This is a genomic window from Sellimonas catena, from assembly GCF_027924685.1.
GTDB lineage: Bacteria > Bacillota > Clostridia > Lachnospirales > Lachnospiraceae > Sellimonas > Sellimonas catena.
The window spans coordinates 48,461-64,507 of sequence record NZ_BSBO01000001.1 but is presented as its reverse complement, the minus strand read 5'-3'; the positions used below and the strand labels follow the sequence as shown (position 1 = coordinate 64,507).

16 protein-coding genes are annotated in these 16,047 nt (G+C 45.5%); 12 read left to right on the top strand and 4 right to left on the bottom strand.

Annotated features, from left to right (window positions below):
• Positions 1 to 2 precede the first annotated feature (2 nt).
• The 6 genes from grdD (at position 3) to Selli1_RS00350 (ending at position 6,228) form a co-directional block, all read left to right on the top strand.
• Entirely contained in the window at positions 3 to 1,157 is a 1,155-nt protein-coding gene (gene grdD / locus Selli1_RS00375) for a glycine/sarcosine/betaine reductase complex component C subunit alpha (RefSeq protein ID WP_204863843.1), read from the top strand.
• A 139-nt stretch (positions 1,158 to 1,296) separates the two neighbouring features.
• Positions 1,297 to 2,070 carry a threonine/serine exporter family protein gene (locus Selli1_RS00370; protein WP_281872011.1) on the top strand — a complete coding sequence of 258 codons (774 nt, stop codon included), beginning with the start codon at positions 1,297 to 1,299 and terminating at the stop codon, positions 2,068 to 2,070.
• On the top strand, positions 2,067 to 2,558 hold the full coding sequence (locus Selli1_RS00365; RefSeq protein ID WP_281872010.1) for a threonine/serine exporter family protein: 492 nt from the start codon (positions 2,067 to 2,069) through the stop codon (positions 2,556 to 2,558). The genes Selli1_RS00370 and Selli1_RS00365 overlap by 4 nt, the downstream gene beginning before the upstream one ends.
• The gene (locus Selli1_RS00360; RefSeq protein WP_158099210.1) at positions 2,552 to 2,878 is read left to right on the top strand and encodes a DUF3784 domain-containing protein; all 327 of its coding nucleotides are present in this window, start codon (positions 2,552 to 2,554) and stop codon (positions 2,876 to 2,878) included. The genes Selli1_RS00365 and Selli1_RS00360 overlap by 7 nt, the downstream gene beginning before the upstream one ends.
• Positions 2,879 to 2,898: 20 nt before the next feature.
• Complete coding sequence (gene gltX / locus Selli1_RS00355; protein ID WP_087252318.1) at positions 2,899 to 4,356, top strand: glutamate--tRNA ligase; 1,458 nt, start codon at positions 2,899 to 2,901, stop codon at positions 4,354 to 4,356.
• Positions 4,357 to 4,359: 3 nt separating this feature from the next.
• Positions 4,360 to 6,228 (top strand): ATP-dependent helicase, encoded by a 1,869-nt coding sequence (locus tag Selli1_RS00350; protein WP_281872009.1) that lies wholly within the window; start codon positions 4,360 to 4,362, stop codon positions 6,226 to 6,228.
• Here the strand turns inward: Selli1_RS00350 and Selli1_RS00345 are convergent.
• Positions 6,200 to 6,496: a DUF1292 domain-containing protein gene (locus Selli1_RS00345; protein WP_087167809.1), complete on the bottom strand. Its 297-nt coding sequence runs from the start codon at positions 6,494 to 6,496 to the stop codon at positions 6,200 to 6,202. The genes Selli1_RS00350 and Selli1_RS00345 overlap by 29 nt on opposite strands.
• A gap of 156 nt (positions 6,497 to 6,652) precedes the next feature.
• Between Selli1_RS00345 and Selli1_RS00340 the strand changes: the two genes are divergently transcribed.
• Genes Selli1_RS00340 through Selli1_RS00325 form a run of 4 tightly spaced genes read left to right on the top strand, consistent with a single transcriptional unit; the run spans position 6,653 to position 10,629 of the window.
• Complete coding sequence (locus Selli1_RS00340; RefSeq protein WP_281872007.1) at positions 6,653 to 7,654, top strand: substrate-binding domain-containing protein; 1,002 nt, start codon at positions 6,653 to 6,655, stop codon at positions 7,652 to 7,654.
• 27 nt (positions 7,655 to 7,681) lie between these two features.
• Positions 7,682 to 9,412: an alpha-amylase family glycosyl hydrolase gene (locus Selli1_RS00335; RefSeq protein WP_281845694.1), complete on the top strand. Its 1,731-nt coding sequence runs from the start codon at positions 7,682 to 7,684 to the stop codon at positions 9,410 to 9,412.
• Complete coding sequence (locus tag Selli1_RS00330) at positions 9,384 to 10,058, top strand: TraX family protein (RefSeq protein WP_204863847.1); 675 nt, start codon at positions 9,384 to 9,386, stop codon at positions 10,056 to 10,058. The genes Selli1_RS00335 and Selli1_RS00330 overlap by 29 nt, the downstream gene beginning before the upstream one ends.
• Positions 10,059 to 10,080: 22 nt before the next feature.
• Positions 10,081 to 10,629: a DUF5662 family protein gene (locus tag Selli1_RS00325; RefSeq protein WP_138372979.1), complete on the top strand. Its 549-nt coding sequence runs from the start codon at positions 10,081 to 10,083 to the stop codon at positions 10,627 to 10,629.
• A 34-nt stretch (positions 10,630 to 10,663) separates the two neighbouring features.
• On the opposite strand, the gene Selli1_RS00320 is transcribed toward Selli1_RS00325, so the two are convergent.
• Positions 10,664 to 11,143 (bottom strand): S-ribosylhomocysteine lyase, encoded by a 480-nt coding sequence (locus Selli1_RS00320; protein WP_087252324.1) that lies wholly within the window; start codon positions 11,141 to 11,143, stop codon positions 10,664 to 10,666.
• A gap of 143 nt (positions 11,144 to 11,286) precedes the next feature.
• On the opposite strand from Selli1_RS00320, the gene Selli1_RS00315 reads away from it, so the two are divergent.
• Positions 11,287 to 11,919 carry a histidine phosphatase family protein gene (locus Selli1_RS00315; RefSeq protein ID WP_138372978.1) on the top strand — a complete coding sequence of 211 codons (633 nt, stop codon included), beginning with the start codon at positions 11,287 to 11,289 and terminating at the stop codon, positions 11,917 to 11,919.
• Positions 11,920 to 11,989: 70 nt separating this feature from the next.
• On the opposite strand, the gene Selli1_RS00310 is transcribed toward Selli1_RS00315, so the two are convergent.
• Positions 11,990 to 13,630 carry an ABC-F family ATP-binding cassette domain-containing protein gene (locus tag Selli1_RS00310; protein WP_138372977.1) on the bottom strand — a complete coding sequence of 547 codons (1,641 nt, stop codon included), beginning with the start codon at positions 13,628 to 13,630 and terminating at the stop codon, positions 11,990 to 11,992.
• 133 nt (positions 13,631 to 13,763) lie between these two features.
• The gene (locus tag Selli1_RS00305; RefSeq protein WP_087167817.1) at positions 13,764 to 15,008 is read right to left on the bottom strand and encodes an aminopeptidase P family protein; all 1,245 of its coding nucleotides are present in this window, start codon (positions 15,006 to 15,008) and stop codon (positions 13,764 to 13,766) included.
• Between the two features lie 172 nt (positions 15,009 to 15,180).
• On the opposite strand from Selli1_RS00305, the gene Selli1_RS00300 reads away from it, so the two are divergent.
• Entirely contained in the window at positions 15,181 to 16,038 is an 858-nt protein-coding gene (locus Selli1_RS00300) for a patatin-like phospholipase family protein (RefSeq protein ID WP_087167927.1), read from the top strand.
• The last annotated feature ends 9 nt before the right edge of the window (positions 16,039 to 16,047 follow it).

Genomic DNA, 16,047 nt, shown 5'->3' with positions numbered 1-16,047 from the left:
AAATGGCAAGTAGTATTGAAAAAGTAATTGCCTCTACCTTTATGGAAATGGCACAGGGACTGGAGAGCGGCCAGTACGGCAAACGCCCGAAAATTGCTCTGACAGGAATGGGCAGCGAACACGGTGAAGAAAATTCCATGCAGGCAGCGGTGATGGCAGCAAAGCAGGGCGTAGATGTATATTACATCGGAACTCTGGAAGCAGAAGGCGTAACAACAATCAAAGTGGCTGACGATGAAGAAGGTCATAAAAAGATGGAAGATATGCTGAAAAACAAGGAGATCGACGGTGCTGTAACAATGCACTTCCCGTTCCCGATCGGTGTATCTACTGTTGGACGCGTTGTAACACCTGCTAAAGGAAAAGAAATGTTTATCGCCAATACGACAGGAACTTCCAGTACCGACCGTATTGAAGGTATGATTAAAAATGCTGTTTACGGCGTAATTGCTGCAAAGGCTTGCGGAATCGCAAAACCGACAGTCGGCATTCTGAATGTTGACGGCGCACGCCAGACAGAAAAAGCACTGAAGGAGCTTCAGAGCAATGGATACGATATTGCTTTTGCTGAATCCGGACGTGCAGACGGCGGATGTGTAATGAGAGGAAATGACGTCCTTCAGGCATCCCCGGATATCCTTGTTACAGATTCCCTGACAGGAAACATTCTTGTAAAGATGCTTTCCTCTTTCAACACAGGCGGAAGCTTCGAGGCAACAGGATATGGATACGGACCGGGAATCGGGGAAGGATACGATGAACTCGTTATGATCGTTTCACGTGCTTCCGGTGCTCCGGTAATCGCAAATGCAATCTGCTACGCTGCAGAACTTGTACGCAACAAGGTATTTGATGTTGCAAAAGCTGAGTTCAATGCTGTAAAGAAATGCGGATATACAGAAGTACTTGCTGCATATAAGACAGTTGCAAAACCGGCTGCAGCAGAAGAGGAAGTAAAAGAGCCGCCGAAGGAAATCGTGACAGCTCAGATTGCCGGAATTGAGGTTATGGATCTTGAAGATGCAGTGCGCGCACTGTGGAAGATCGAAGTTTACGCTGAAAGCGGAATGGGATGTACAGGCCCGATCATCCGTGTATCTGAGGCAAATCTTGCGAAAGCTGAAGAAGAGCTGAAAAAAGCAGGATACATTAACTAGCCGATATACTATAATAAATCCTATACAAAACCAGCCCGGAAAAGTTTTTTCGGGCTGGTTTTCCTGTGTGGCTTGATTTTTCCCGGAAGAAATAGTATGATGTCTCATGGAACTATGATAACAGGAAAAGGACATCTAAATGGACTACAAACTCTTAATGGATACAGCAATGCTTGCCGGAAAAATGATGCTGGAAAGTGGTGCGGAAACCTACCGGGTTGAGGACACGATGCACCACATTTTAAAGACTTCCAATCTGGAGGTGGTGGAGATTCTTGTCGTCCTGACGGGAATCACAGCATGCATCAGCGGTGAAAATGTTGCCCCTGTTACTCTGATTCAGGGGATTGAAAAAAGAGGCACAAACTTAAGTGTGATTGAGCAGGTGAATCAGATCTCCAGACGATACTGCGGCGGAGAAATTGAACTTCAGGAAGCCTATGACCAGCTGAAAAGAGTAGAATCCGTTCCATATCCAAGTGCACTTGCTTTTTTTATTCCGCTTGCGGTGGCGGTTGGATTTACGATTTCACTTGGCGGTTCGCTCTATGATGTGCTGGCAACAGTGATTGTCGGCCTTGCTCTTTCAGGGGTGATGGCGGGAGCAGAAACGGCGGGAATTGACGGTTTGATTCTTGATATCGGAACGTCTTTTTGCGTAGGTCTGATGGCCGTTATTGTGAAATCTATTCTTGGAGGAGCAATTAATCTCGATACTGTCGTAATCGGATCTATCATGCCGCTTGTTCCGGGGGTTGCAATTACCAATGCTGTGCGTGACACACTGCAGGGTGACTATATATCAGGATGCGCGAGAATTCTGGAAGCATTTCTAAAGGCGGCGGCGATCGCGCTCGGGGTCGGAGTTGCATTTGCGGTATTTGGAAATGGAATCATGGGAGGAAACTTATGATTGAAATCGGAATCAAGACAATCGGGTTTTTTATTGCGGTATTTTCCTTTTCCATGCTGATTAATTCACCGAAAAAATATTTGATCTGGGCAGGGATTTCCGGAGCAGTCGCAGGATTTATCTATATGATCTGTATGGAGGCGGGATGGAACGCGGTGATATCGTCTTTCTGGTCCGCTCTGGCTGCCGGTTTGATTTCCCATATTTTTGCAAGGGCATTAAAGGCCCCGGTTACGATATTTTTGATTGGCGGAATTCTGCCGACTGTTCCGGGAAACGGTATTTATCAGATTATGAATTATGTTCTTCAAAATGACCGTTCTATGGCGAGTTTCTACCTGACTCAGACACTTGAGATTGCGGGCGCCATAGCGTTGGCAATCTTTTTGATGGATACGCTGTTTAAAGTGGTACGAAAAGGAGAATGGAAGCAGGATTCCCTCCGCTATATACAAAAAGAGGAAAGGAAGGAAGAGGAAAAATGGTAGGAAGTCTGATCGTAATTGGATTTATGACAATTATCAGCATCGCGCTGATCAACGGAAAAGCTTTGAATATGGTTCCGGGCTACCGTACCCTTCCGGATAAAGTGAAAAAAACACTTGATCCGAAGAAGGTTGGACGTAAACTTGGCATTCCTATGGCAGGCGTCGATATTGTCATGATTATTTTTTTCATCATCGTATATTTTTCAGACTCGGAAAAGCTTCAGGGATATGCTGTTTACGGTATGATGCTGCTGTTTGTTGTCAGCATTGCGATTATTGATATGATCAATATTACCGGAAAGGACAAAAAAGACAAATAAGGAAAGCAGGAGAGAAAACTATGAGTAAAGTAAGAACCAGATTTGCACCAAGTCCGACAGGGAGAATGCATGTCGGCAATCTTCGTACGGCGCTGTATGCCTACCTGATTGCAAAACACGAAGGCGGAGATTTCATGCTTCGTATTGAAGATACAGACCAGGAGCGTTTTATGGACGGCGCTCTGGAAATTATTTACCGGACGCTTGAAAAGACGGGCCTGATTCACGATGAAGGACCGGACAAGGATGGCGGATATGGGCCGTATGTGCAGAGTGAAAGAAATAAAAGCGGTCTCTACCTGAAATATGCAAAGCAGCTGATTGAGCAGGGAGACGCCTATTATTGCTTCTGTGACAAGGAGCGTCTGGACAGTCTGAAGTCTACTGTCTCGGAAAGCGGGACAGAGATCCGTGTTTATGATAAACACTGTCTGTCTTTGAGCAAAGAAGAGATCGAAGCGAACCTTGCGGCAGGCAAACCGTATGTTATCCGGATCAATATGCCGACAGAAGGAACGACAACCTTTCATGATGAGATTTACGGGGATATCACAGTTAACAATGCTGAGCTGGATGATATGATTCTGATCAAGTCCGATGGATACCCGACCTACAATTTTGCAAACGTGGTCGATGACCATCTGATGAATATCACACATGTGGTAAGAGGAAACGAGTACCTTTCCTCCGCGCCAAAATACAACCGACTTTACGAGGCATTTGGATGGGAGCCGCCGGTTTATGTGCACTGTCCTTTGATTACGGATGAGAACCATAAAAAACTGAGCAAACGCTGCGGTCATTCTTCCTATGAGGATCTGATCGAACAGGGCTTTATCTCAGAGGCAGTCGTAAACTATGTTGCACTTCTTGGATGGTGCCCGCAGGACAATCAGGAGATCTTCAGTCTGGAAGAGCTTGTAAAGGCATTTGATTACCACCATATGAGCAAATCTCCGGCCGTATTTGACGTACAGAAGCTGAAATGGATGAACAGCGAATATATGAAGATGATGGATTTCGATACCTTCTATGATATGGCGGAGCCTTATATCAGGAAGGTTATCACAAAAGACTACGATCTGAAGAAAATCGCTGCTCTTGTCAAAACCAGAATTGAAATTTTCCCGGATATCATGGAGCAGATTGATTTCTTCGAGGAACTTCCGGAGTATGACACGTCCATGTACATTCACAAGAAGATGAAGACAAATGAGGAGACATCTCTTGAAGTGTTAAAAGAGCTTCTTCCGGTTCTGGAAAAGCAGGATGACTATTCCAACGATGCACTTTTTGAAACATTAAAAGGATATGTTGCAGAGAAAGGATGCAAGAACGGCTATGTAATGTGGCCGGTTAGAACAGCGGTTTCCGGAAAACAGAATACACCGGGCGGGGCAACTGAGATTATGGAGGTTCTCGGAAAGGAAGAATCTCTTGACAGGATCCGTAAAGCAATCGAATTACTGGAGAAATAGAGTATGGAAAAAAAGCACAGCGGGGGAGAAAGACCCCCGCTTTCCGATTTTAATGAGGCACAGAGGGAGGCGGTCTGCCACCGTGAAGGACCATGTATGGTCCTTGCAGGACCGGGTTCCGGAAAGACGGCTGTGATTACGGGACGTCTGGAATGGATGATCCGCCATTTCAGGATCCGGCCTGAGGAGATACTGGTTATTACCTTCACCAAGTATGCGGTAAAGGAAATGAAAGAGCGTTTCCTTGCCCGGATGGGACTGAAACATTGTCCGGTGACCTTCGGGACATTCCACGGCATTTATTATGGAATGCTCCGTCAGATTTATCATCTTGCTCCGGATCAGATTTTGACGGAAGAAGAACAGAAGGCCATGGCAGAAGCAGCGGTCAGGGATGTGGAAAGAGAAAACCGGAAACGCCCGAAAGACAAAGATGTCCTTCTTATGATCGGGAAGGTAAAAAATAACGGGGGATTTTCCGGAATTACGGATGATCCGGAAGACCGGCAGATCTACCATGCTTACGAGAAGCGGAAAAAAGAGGCCGGCCGGATCGATTTTGATGATATGCTTCTGCTGTGTTATCAGTTATTCTGTCGTCAGCCTCAGATCCTAAAGAAATGGCAGGAACGATATCCTTACATTTTGATCGACGAGTTTCAGGACAGCAGCAAAATACAGTACGAGATTATCAAATTACTTGCGGGGAAGAGGGCGAACCTTTTTGTGGTAGGAGATGATGATCAGGCAATTTACGGGTTTCGCGGGGCCACACCGGGCATCATGAAACAGTTTATGGAGGATTTTCCTCAGGCATCGCTTGTCCGGCTATCCGTGAACTACCGGAGCAGCGCGTTTATTGTACAGGCTTCCGGAAAAGTGATCCGGAAAAACAAGTTCCGCTTTTCCAAAGATCTTGAAGCGGTCCATGACCGGGGAAAGCCGGTTCATGTACAGGAATTAAAAGACATGGAGCAGGAGGCTGAGTATGTCGCAGCCGCTGCAAAAAAGAAACTGGAAGAAGGAGTGCCGCCGGAAGAGATCGCAGTCATTTTCCGGACCGTACAGGACGCTTCTATGGTAATGTCCGCCTTTATGAACCGGGGGATTCCTTTTTTTATGAAAGAAAAAGCATTCCATCTCTTTGAGCATTTTATTGCGGAAGATATGAAGGCATATTTTCGGATTGCCATGGGGGAAAGAAACCGCAGTGATTTTCTGCGGGTAATCAACCGCCCGAACCGTTACATCAGCCGGAGTGCTCTGGAGAAAGAGCGGACAGATTTTGAGGATCTGAAATTATTTTACTGTGATAAAGAGTGGATGCTGGACAGAATTGATGCTTTCGAAGAAGATATGGAGGCAGTTTCCAGAATGGCGCCATATGCGGCATTTCAGTTTCTTCTGAAAAAGACCGGATATCAGGAGTATCTGAAAGAGTATTCGCAGAAGATGCAGCTTGAGGAGGCAGAGCTTACCGAGATTGTAGATGAACTTGCCCAGAGCATGAAAAAGATGGATACCATGAAAGAGTGGATTGAATTCACACAGGTTTATACAGACCGGATCCGTCAGATGGAAAAGGAAGAAAAATTTACAAAGGGGAAAACAGCTTTGCTGACGATGCACGGAGCCAAAGGCCTGGAATACCGCTGTGTTTATATTATTGAAGCGCAGGAAGGCAGTATTCCCCACAGGAAAGCCATTGTGGAAGAGGAAATCGAAGAGGAGAGAAGGCTGTTTTATGTTGCCATGACGCGCGCAAAGGAAGAGCTTTCCATCTGTTATGTCAAAGAAAAAAACGGGAAGGAAGTTTATCCATCCCGTTTTGTCCAGGAACTATTTACTCGTCCTCGTCAAGAAGCTCGTTAAATTCCTGCTCATCAAGCCACTCATCAAATGCATCAGCGGCCGCTTCATACTCATCATCATCCTCGATGTTGGAAAGATTCGGCTCGCCGTCAATCTCTTCGTAGCGGTAAAGAAATACATCCCCGTTTTCATTTGCGTCCCCATTTTCATCCAGAGGAAGCAGGGCAATATATTCATGTGTACCGGCAGAAAAGATAGTCAGCACATCGCATTCCAGCTCCTCGTCATTATCAAGCGTAAGAGTGACAGTTAAATTTTGATCTTCCATACTCTTTCTCTCCTTTGTGTTGATAAATTTACTGTATCAGACCCGTTCATAAAAAGCAAGGGGAAACAAAAAATGAATGAAAGTTTAAACTATTGACATTCCCTACGGGGAAAAGTTACAATAAAACTGATTAGTACAACATCGGGAGGAAAGAATATGAAGTTCAAAAGATGGGCAGCAGGTATTGTTGCACTATTGCTTGTTTTCAGTCTGGGACTTGTGGCCTGCGCCAAACCGGCAGGCGGTACTCCGGAAGACAATCCGGTCCCGGCAGAGGAGGAAGAAGAAGAAGTTGAAACCGAATCATATAAATTAGGTTTTTCCTGTATTAACATGGACAATCCCTATTATGACACGCTGGAGGCATCTATCAGGGAGGCCGTTGAAGAGGCGGGCAGCACTTTGATATCCAAAGATCCGAAGGGAGATTCCACAACACAGATCCAGCAGATACGTGAGATGATTTCGGACGGAATTGAAGCGATTTTTTTATGTCCGGTAGACTGGGAGAAGATTCAGCCTGCAGTAACAGAGTTAAAGGAATCAGATATTAAGATCATTAATCTTGATACACAGGTACAGAACCGGGAGGATGTCGATGCCTATATCGGTTCTGACAATACGAGCGCGGGGGTTATCTGCGGCGAAAAGCTGATCGAGGCTGCTCCGGATGGCGGACAGGTTGTGATCCTGGAGTGCATAACACAGAATTCAATTATTGACAGGATTAACGGATTTGAGGAGACAATTGCCGGAGAAGGCTTTGAAGTTGTGGCGAGAGCCGAGACATATGGTGAACGTGAAGAGGCGAAGAAACAAATGGCATCCATCCTGCAAGAGCAGGAGCATATTACAGCGGTCATGTGCGGAAATGACCAGATTGCTCTTGGTGCGCTGGATGCCATCGAGGAAGCAGGCAGAACAGACATGATGATCTACAGTGTAGACGGTTCGCCGGAGTTAAAGCAGGAACTTGCTAAGGATGACAGTCTGGTTGCCGGAATTGCTGCACAGTCGCCGATCAATATTGGCAAATCTGCAGTGACAGTGGCATTTCAGATTATGAACGGGGAAAGATATGAAGAAGAGACATTAGAGGAAGTACTTTACATTGATAGAAGCAATGTTGAAATGTACGGAGTCGATGGCTGGCAGTAGCACTGCCGCCGGAAAGGATTAAAAGTTATGACACATGGAGAAAAACGACCTGTGCCGGCAGGAGTATTATGGACAGAGGAGGGGATTTCCTTTTCTGTAGCGGTTCCGAAAGGAAAGAACTGCAGGCTTTGTATCTACCGGGGGAAAAAGACAGAGCCATTTCGGGAGATCAGCATGGAAGAAGATATTCTTTATGGAGATATCCGTTCATCCGGTATCCAGAGCGGTCTTAAGGATGGAGATGAGTATCTGTACTTTATTGATGACGAGCCCTATGTAGACCCGTATGCCCATGGGATCAGAAAGTATACCGGACAGGACGAAAACGGTCTGGAGACCGAATATGTGAGGGCGCTTCTCTGTGCACCGGATTTTGACTGGGACAATGACCGCCCGCTGGATCTTCCGGATGAGGATATCATCGCCTACAGCCTTCATGTGCGCGGATATACAAAAAGTCAGGGCTCTAAAGTAAAAAACAGAGGAACTTTTGGAGGCATTATTGAAAAAATTCCGTATCTGAAAGAGCTTGGCATCAATCAGATTCAGTGCATGCCGGTCTATGAGTTTGAAGATCACATCAGACTTGCAAGGAATTACTGGGGATATGGAGAGGCCTACTGTTTTGCTCCGAAGAGCCGTTACGCCAGCTCCAATCCGGTCCGGGAATTAAAAGAGATGGTCAAGGCATGCCATCAGGCAGGGATTGAGGTAATCCTTCACCTGCCGTTTTACGATGCCATGCCGAAACAAAAGATGATTGAATGCCTGAGATATTACCGGCAGGAGTTTCATGCAGACGGTTTTGTCGTAAATCCATATACGGTTCCACTGGAAGTGATTCAGAGTGATGATTATCTGAAGAATCTGAAGCTGATTGTGAAAAATGACGAGTTTCAAACAGTTATGCGGCGTTTCCTGAAGGGAGACGAAGGTATGATCGAGAGTGTCATCTGGCATTTGAAGCATCTCTGTCAAAATGACCATCAGTATCATTATATTACGGATCATACTGGATTTACGCTTTGTGATCTTGTCTCCTATGATGGAAAGCATAATGAATTAAATGGCGAGAATAATCATGATGGACCGGACTACAATTACAGCTGGAACTGCGGGGTAGAAGGTCCGACACGAAAAAAAGCGGTTGTAAAACTCAGAGAGCAGCAGATGCGCAATGCATTTTTCCTGCTTCTGATGGCTCAGGGGACGCCGTGTATTCTGGCAGGAGACGAGTTCGCAAATTCTCAGAATGGAAACAATAATGTGTATTGTCAGGACAATGATATTGCCTGGGTAAACTGGAAAAAGGCGGAGAAAGAGCAGTGGCTGACAGATTATGTCAAAGCGCTGATCCGTTTCCGGAAAGAGCACAGGATCCTTCACCCGGCAGAAGAATGTCAGGGAATTGATCTGACCCACTGTGGAGTGCCGGATGTGTCTTATCACGGAGAGAATGCATGGCAGGTTCCGAATGAGATTGCAAGCAGACAACTTGGAGTCTTTTACAGTGGCGCGACCAAGAGGGAGAAAGATCTTTATATTGCCTACAATATGCACTGGGAAGATCATACATTTGCATTGCCGTCTCTGCCAAAAGGAAAACACTGGAGGAAGATTTTTACCACAACAGTCCAGGAAGGATTTTTAGAAAGCAATGGTGAAGTCTGTCAGGAGCGCAAGGCAGTGATTGAAGCGAGATCCATAGCGGTATTTACAGGGGAGGCATATGAATCAGAAGATACTTGTAAAAAATAGGCCGGAGATTTCTGCGTGTCAGTTGAAGTGGACTGGACTGATTACAATGTTGATCGATCACGTCGGACTGATCTTTTTTCCGGACCTGTGGATTCTGGACGTGATCGGGAGGATTTCGTTTCCGATCTTTGCTTTCACGACGGCAGTCGGATTCATGTACACGAGGAACATCGTCAGTTACGGTCTCAGGCTGTTTGCTTTCGCTGTTGCCTCGGAGCCATTTTACGATCTTGCTTTTTTCGGAACACCTGTTTATCCTGGAAGACAGAATGTTCTTTTTACGTTTGCGCTAGGAGTTCTGATGCTTTATTTCTGGCTGTATTTTGAAAACATGGTATTCAGGTGTTTTTCTGTACTTATGGTTCTTCTGGCAGCAGAATTTTTTGCGACAGACTATAGTTCCATGGGACTTTTGATGATTTTATTCTGTTACTGCTTTTACAATGAAAATCTAAAGCGCGATATATCTCTTGCAGCCGTCAATGTTTTACTGATGGGAGGAAGACAGATGTTTGCGGTTTTGTCCTTGATTCCTCTCCATCTTTACAGCGGAGAAAAAGGAAGGGATATGAAAAAAATCTTTTATCTGTTTTATCCGCTGCATCTTGCGCTTCTGGCGGGAATCCGGTGGTGGATCGAACAGTAACAACAAAGAGAAAGGAAACACAATGAACGTCTGGGGACATTTTTGTACAATCAACCGACATAAATTTCTGGTGATGAAATATTGTTTTCGGGTGGGACTGTACAGGCAGGGACTGTTGCATGACTTGTCGAAATATTCGCCGTGCGAGTTTCTTGTCGGCTGTCGTTATTTTCAAGGCAACAGAAGCCCGAATAATGCCGAACGGGAGGACAAAGGCTGCTCAACTGCCTGGCTGCATCATAAGGGACGCAACAAGCATCATTATGAGTACTGGATGGATTATGGACTTCGTCCGGAAGACGGGATCTGCGGCATGAGGATGCCGGACAGGTACATTTTTGAGATGTTTCTGGACCGGATTGCGGCATCCAAAACATATAAAAAAGAGTCATATACGGATCGCTGTCCGCTGGAATATTATGAGAAGGGCTGTTCAGCCCGGTTTCTTCATCCACATACAAAGAAAGTACTGGAAAAGCTTCTGCGTATGCTGGCGGAAGAGGGAGAGGAGAAGACTTTTTCTTATCTGAAACGGGTAATCAAAAAAAGAAAGAGAGAGCACAGTCTGTAGACTCAGACTGTACTCTCTCTTTGAAATTTTCAGATTAGTCCGGATAAACAAGACGCTCCTCTGTAATATGATCCAGCACTTCTTTTTTATATTTTGCTGCAAGATAGCGGGCCATCGGAAGGTTCATATCCAGATAGTTCCCGCAGTCCCTGGCGGAAGCTCCCGGAACTTCTCCTTCAAATCCGGCAATAAAATCAAACATATCATTTAAAAGCGGAAGAATGTCCCGGGATTCATAGTCGCCTGCAAGCACCAGATAAAATCCGGTACGGCATCCCATAGGTCCGAAATAAATGGTTTTTACCCCGAATCCCTCATGGTTTCTCAGAAATGTTGCCCCCAGATGCTCGATCGTGTGAACCTCTGCGGTATTCATTACCGGTTCATAGTTCGGCCGGGTCATTCGAAGATCGAATGTCGTAATAACAGAATCCCCCACAGTATCCTTTCGTGACACATAGACACCTGGAAGAAGGGTCAGATGATTTATCGTAAAACTTGCAATTTTTTCCATGTTGTTCCTCTCCTTTCACTTAGTAAGTATAGACTGATTTGTTAAAAAGGGCAAGGGAATACTGAAATGAATCTCAGGTTGTGTTAAAATAGGAAAAGAGTGTTAGGACACTGAGATTTGATAAAGAATCAGGAGGGTTACTTATGCGTTTATATTTGATTCGTCATGGTGAGACGGACTGGAATAAAGTGAAAAAACTGCAGGGAAAGTCGGATATTCCATTGAATGCCTTTGGAGAGCATCTGGCGGAAGAAACAGGAGAGGCATTAAGCACCGTCCCTTTTGATGTGGCTTATACCAGTCCTCTGAAGCGTGCCAGAAGGACGGCAGAGCTTGTTCTCGGAGACCGTAATGTTCCAATTCTCGATGAGAAGAGAATCGAGGAGATGGGATTTGGCATTTACGAAGGGCTGATCTGTAAAGAAGAGGCATCCGAAATTCCGGATCCGGAATTTTTCCAGTTTTTCCATGCTCCGGAAAAGTACCGTCCACCAAAAGGAGGAGAATCCTTTGAGGATGTCCTGAAAAGAACGGGGGATTTTCTGGAGGAGCTTCGTCAGGATCCTGCACGTGCAGGGCAGACGATTTTGATTGCGACCCACGGCGCAGCACTCTGTGCTCTTTTATGTCATATGAAGGGAGCAGATGTCAAAGATTTCTGGGGAACGGGAGTTCACAAGAACTGTGCGGTGACAATCGTGGACGTGACACCGGAAGAATACCGGATTGTAGAAGAAGGAAAAACCTACTATACAGAAGAAGTCAAACCATGGTAACTTAAAATCCCCGTCTTGCGTATCTGGCCGCAGGACGGGGATTTTTTATGGAAGATACACGTCTGGTATTTTAGTCATCTTCCTCTTCTTCAGCTGTAGTAGTATAAGTCTGGCGTTTTCTGGCCATCTCATCGCTTTCCAGATATTCATCATAGGTTGTGATCTTGTCAATCATCTGGCCGTTCGGCATGATTTCCATAATCCGGTTTGCTGTTGTCTGTACAATCTGGTGGTCGCGGGAAGAGAAAAGAATCACTCCCGGGAATTTGATCATACCATTGTTAAGCGCAGTGATGGATTCCATATCCAGATGGTTGGTCGGCTCATCGAAAATCAGAACATTGGCTCCCGAAATCATCATCTTGGAAAGGAGGCAGCGTACCTTTTCCCCGCCTGAGAGAACATTGACACGCTTCATTCCATCGTCTCCTCCAAAGAGCATACGGCCAAGGAAGCCACGGACATAAGTCACGTCCTTTTCTTCAGAATACTGTGTCAGCCATTCTGTGATCGTATAGTTACTGTCAAATTCTTTTCCGCTGTCCTTTGGGAAATAGGCCTGAGAAGTTGTGATCCCCCATTTGTAGGTACCTTCATCCGGCTCAAGCTCTCCTGCGAGAATGCGGAAGAGGGTTGTCTTTGCAAGCTCGTTACTTCCGACAAAAGCGACTTTGTCATCGTGATTGATGGTGAAGCTTAAATGATCCAGAACTTTCACTCCGTCAATAGTCTTGGTCAGATTTTCCACTGTCAGAACTTCATTACCGATTTCACGGTTTGGACGGAAGTCGATGTACGGGTATTTTCTGCTGGAAGGACGGATTTCATCGAGCTGAATCTTTTCCAGAGCCTTCTTTCTGGAAGTCGCCTGCTTGGATTTGGAAGCATTGGCGCTGAAACGGGAGATAAACTCTTTGAGCTCTTTGATCTTTTCTTCCTTCTTCTTGTTTGCTTCTTTCATCTGCCGGATCAAAAGCTGGCTGGACTCATACCAGAAATCATAGTTTCCTGCATAGAGCTGGATTTTTCCATAATCGATATCTGCGATCTGAGTGCAGACCTTATTCAGGAAATAACGGTCGTGGGACACCACAATGACCGTATTTTCAAAGCTGATCAAAAATTCCTCCAGCCATGCGATGGCATCCAGATCCAGATGGTTGGTCGGCTCGTCCAGAAGAAGGATATCCGGATTTCCGAACAGTGCCTGTGCAAGCAGGACCTTCACCTTCTGTGCACCGGTCAGATTTTTCATATACTGATAATGAAGATCCGTTTCAATGCCAAGACCATTTAACAGACTGGCTGCATCAGATTCTGCCTCCCATCCGTTCATGGTAGCAAATTCTCCTTCGAGCTCACTTGCTTTCATGCCATCTTCATCGGTAAAGTCTTCTTTGGCATAGAGCGCCTCTTTTTCTTTCATGATTTCGTATAACCGCGCATTTCCCATAATTACGGTATCCAAAACCATGTATTCATCATATTTAAAATGATCCTGTTGAAGGAAAGAAAGACGCTCTCCCGGTGTAATGATCACTTCCCCGTTCGTCGGCTCCAGCTGTCCGGAAAGAATCTTCAGAAAAGTAGATTTTCCGGCCCCGTTGGCGCCAATCAGTCCATAACAGTTGCCTTCGGTGAATTTGATCGTTACGTCTTCAAACAGCGCTTTTTTCCCAACGCGAAGTGTGACATTATTTGTACTGATCATAGCGTTTCGTTCTCCTTTACGTGAATTCAGATTGTCTGCGTCATAATAACCATCGCCTATCTTATCACAATCCATATCCACTTGGCAAGGGATTTCCCCGGCAGAATCCGGTAAATGAACGAGTTGTGCCGGCTTATGACTTCTGCATGAATGCTTCGATTTCCTCAACTGTTTTCGGGATTCCTCCGCTGAGTACTTCGCAGCCGTCCTTTGTCACAACAAGAGTGTCTTCAATTCGGATGCCGATCCCAAGCTCATCGAAGTAGAGCCCCGGTTCCAGGGTGAAGACCATGTCCTCTTCCAGAAGGGCGTTATCGTCCCCTACATCATGCGTATAAAGACCAATATAATGGCCGGATCCATGAAAATAGTAGCGAATGATTTCTTCCGGCTTTTCGATCATGCCAATCCGGATCAGTTCTTCCGCCATCACCTGCTTGCTTAATTCCTGCAGCTCGTTTTTCGGCTGGCCCGGTTTCGTCGCAGCAATGGCAGCATCCAGTCCTTTTAAAACGATGTTGTAAAGGGTTTTCTGCTCCTCGGTAAAATGTCCGTTTATCGGATAGGTCCGACTGACATCCGCGTCATATCCGCCCCATTTGGCACCAAGGTCATATAAAATCATGTCTCCATCTTTCATCAGACGGTCGTTGTCACTGTAATGCATGCAACAGGCATTCGGACCGGAAGCAGCAATGGTTGGAAACGCGTGCGCAGCATTGTGGGACTTCAGGGAAAAATCAAAGTACGCTTCGCTTTCGTATTCATACATGTCCGGTTTCAAATGGGAGAGCATGTTTTTTACGCCGATTTCCGTAATCTCACAGGCTTTGCGGTGCAGTGCGATTTCTTCCTTTGTTTTTACCTGGCGGAACCGCGCCAGATCCTGAAAGGTGTTATAAACCGGAAGAGTAGGATCAAAGTTATGGATGCGGCAGGCAAAGCTGCGGGCCTCATTTTTAACAAACGGACGCTCCCATCCGGGAATGTCGATATAAACCTGATGAATCAGGCCCGGCTCGCCAAACAGCGGAATAGATTTTTCAAAACGCTCCAGATACTCCACCTGTTCGATGCCGGTTTCTTCCTTGACGCTTTCCTTTGTGTAAGAGACGCCGGTCCAGCGGGCAGCCTTTTCATCCGGGTGATCGATAAACAATGTCTCCCGGATAACGCCGTTTCTCTTGACAACCATCAGGACAGCATCCGGATAGGAAAATCCTGTCAGATAATAAAAATTGGCATAGGGTGTAAAAGGATACATTTCATCCCCTTTCCATTCCTTTTCTGTGCCGGAAAAGACAAATCCGACAGAATTCTCATTCAGAACAGAAGCGTAGAGCGCCCGTCTGGAAGCATGAAATTCTTTGCTGATCATAAATAAGTTCCTCCTTGTTCATTCGTTGAAACCAGTATAACACAGGAAGAAAGAAAAAGATCAAATTCATTGTTTACTTCATGAAAAGAAGCTGATACTATAAAAGACAAAGGCAAAATTTGAAAGCAGGAGGAGAAAAATGGACGAAAGACAGAATAGCCAGAATAACAAACTGATTCCTGCGGTTCTTGTTCTGGAAGGAGGCGCGACAAGAGGAGTATTTACCTCCGGAGTGCTTGACTTTCTTATGGAAAAAGATTTTTACACAACCGACGTGATCGGAGTATCCGCAGGGGCCTGCAACGCAATCGATTATGTGTCCAGGCAGATCGGACGCACGAAAAAGTGCATGATACACAAGGAAAAAGAATATGACTTTTATCTGGGCCTGCGCAAGATGGTCAAGGAAAAAAGCATGATGGATATGGATCTCATTTTTGACCGGTATCCAAAAGAGCTGATTCCATTTGACTTTGACACGTACTTCCAGTCGGAGATGAAATGTGATCAGGTAGTGACAAACTGCGAGACCGGGAAAGCAGAGTATCTCGATGAGAGAAAAGAAAAAGAACGGCTTCTAAAAATCTGCCGGGCTTCCAGCAGTATGCCGCTGGCAGCTCCGATTGTCCGGATTGACGGAGTTCCGTATTTGGATGGAGGACTTGCAGATTCCGTGCCGATCGAAAGAGCTTTAAAAAAGGGAAGGAAAAAGATTATTGTCATTCTGACAAGAAACGAGGGCTATCGGAAGAAGAAACCGTCCCTTGGAGAAACCAGAATCTATCGCGCTGCATATAAGAAATATCCGAATCTGGTCCGGACGATCCTGAGACGTCCTTATGTTTACAATAAGCAGATGGAGCAGATTGAGCAGTTGGAACGGAAAGGAGAAATTTTTGTCCTCCGTCCGAAGATAAAAACGATAGGAAGAATGGAAAAGAATTACGATCGTCTTACATCGTTCTATGAGCACGGCTATGTGCAGATGAAAGAAGAGTATGAAAGACTGCTGGAATATTTAAATAAATAAAACGAAAAG

Coding starts and splice junctions, on each gene's coding strand:
- grdD (WP_204863843.1), top strand. CDS start 3: ATGGCAAGTAGTATTGAAAAAGTAATTGCCTCTACCTTTATGGAAATG.
- Selli1_RS00370 (WP_281872011.1), top strand. CDS start 1,297: ATGGACTACAAACTCTTAATGGATACAGCAATGCTTGCCGGAAAAATG.
- Selli1_RS00365 (WP_281872010.1), top strand. CDS start 2,067: ATGATTGAAATCGGAATCAAGACAATCGGGTTTTTTATTGCGGTATTT.
- Selli1_RS00360 (WP_158099210.1), top strand. CDS start 2,552: ATGGTAGGAAGTCTGATCGTAATTGGATTTATGACAATTATCAGCATC.
- gltX (WP_087252318.1), top strand. CDS start 2,899: ATGAGTAAAGTAAGAACCAGATTTGCACCAAGTCCGACAGGGAGAATG.
- Selli1_RS00350 (WP_281872009.1), top strand. CDS start 4,360: ATGGAAAAAAAGCACAGCGGGGGAGAAAGACCCCCGCTTTCCGATTTT.
- Selli1_RS00345 (WP_087167809.1), bottom strand. CDS start 6,496: ATGGAAGATCAAAATTTAACTGTCACTCTTACGCTTGATAATGACGAG.
- Selli1_RS00340 (WP_281872007.1), top strand. CDS start 6,653: ATGAAGTTCAAAAGATGGGCAGCAGGTATTGTTGCACTATTGCTTGTT.
- Selli1_RS00335 (WP_281845694.1), top strand. CDS start 7,682: ATGACACATGGAGAAAAACGACCTGTGCCGGCAGGAGTATTATGGACA.
- Selli1_RS00330 (WP_204863847.1), top strand. CDS start 9,384: ATGAATCAGAAGATACTTGTAAAAAATAGGCCGGAGATTTCTGCGTGT.
- Selli1_RS00325 (WP_138372979.1), top strand. CDS start 10,081: ATGAACGTCTGGGGACATTTTTGTACAATCAACCGACATAAATTTCTG.
- Selli1_RS00320 (WP_087252324.1), bottom strand. CDS start 11,143: ATGGAAAAAATTGCAAGTTTTACGATAAATCATCTGACCCTTCTTCCA.
- Selli1_RS00315 (WP_138372978.1), top strand. CDS start 11,287: ATGCGTTTATATTTGATTCGTCATGGTGAGACGGACTGGAATAAAGTG.
- Selli1_RS00310 (WP_138372977.1), bottom strand. CDS start 13,630: ATGATCAGTACAAATAATGTCACACTTCGCGTTGGGAAAAAAGCGCTG.
- Selli1_RS00305 (WP_087167817.1), bottom strand. CDS start 15,008: ATGATCAGCAAAGAATTTCATGCTTCCAGACGGGCGCTCTACGCTTCT.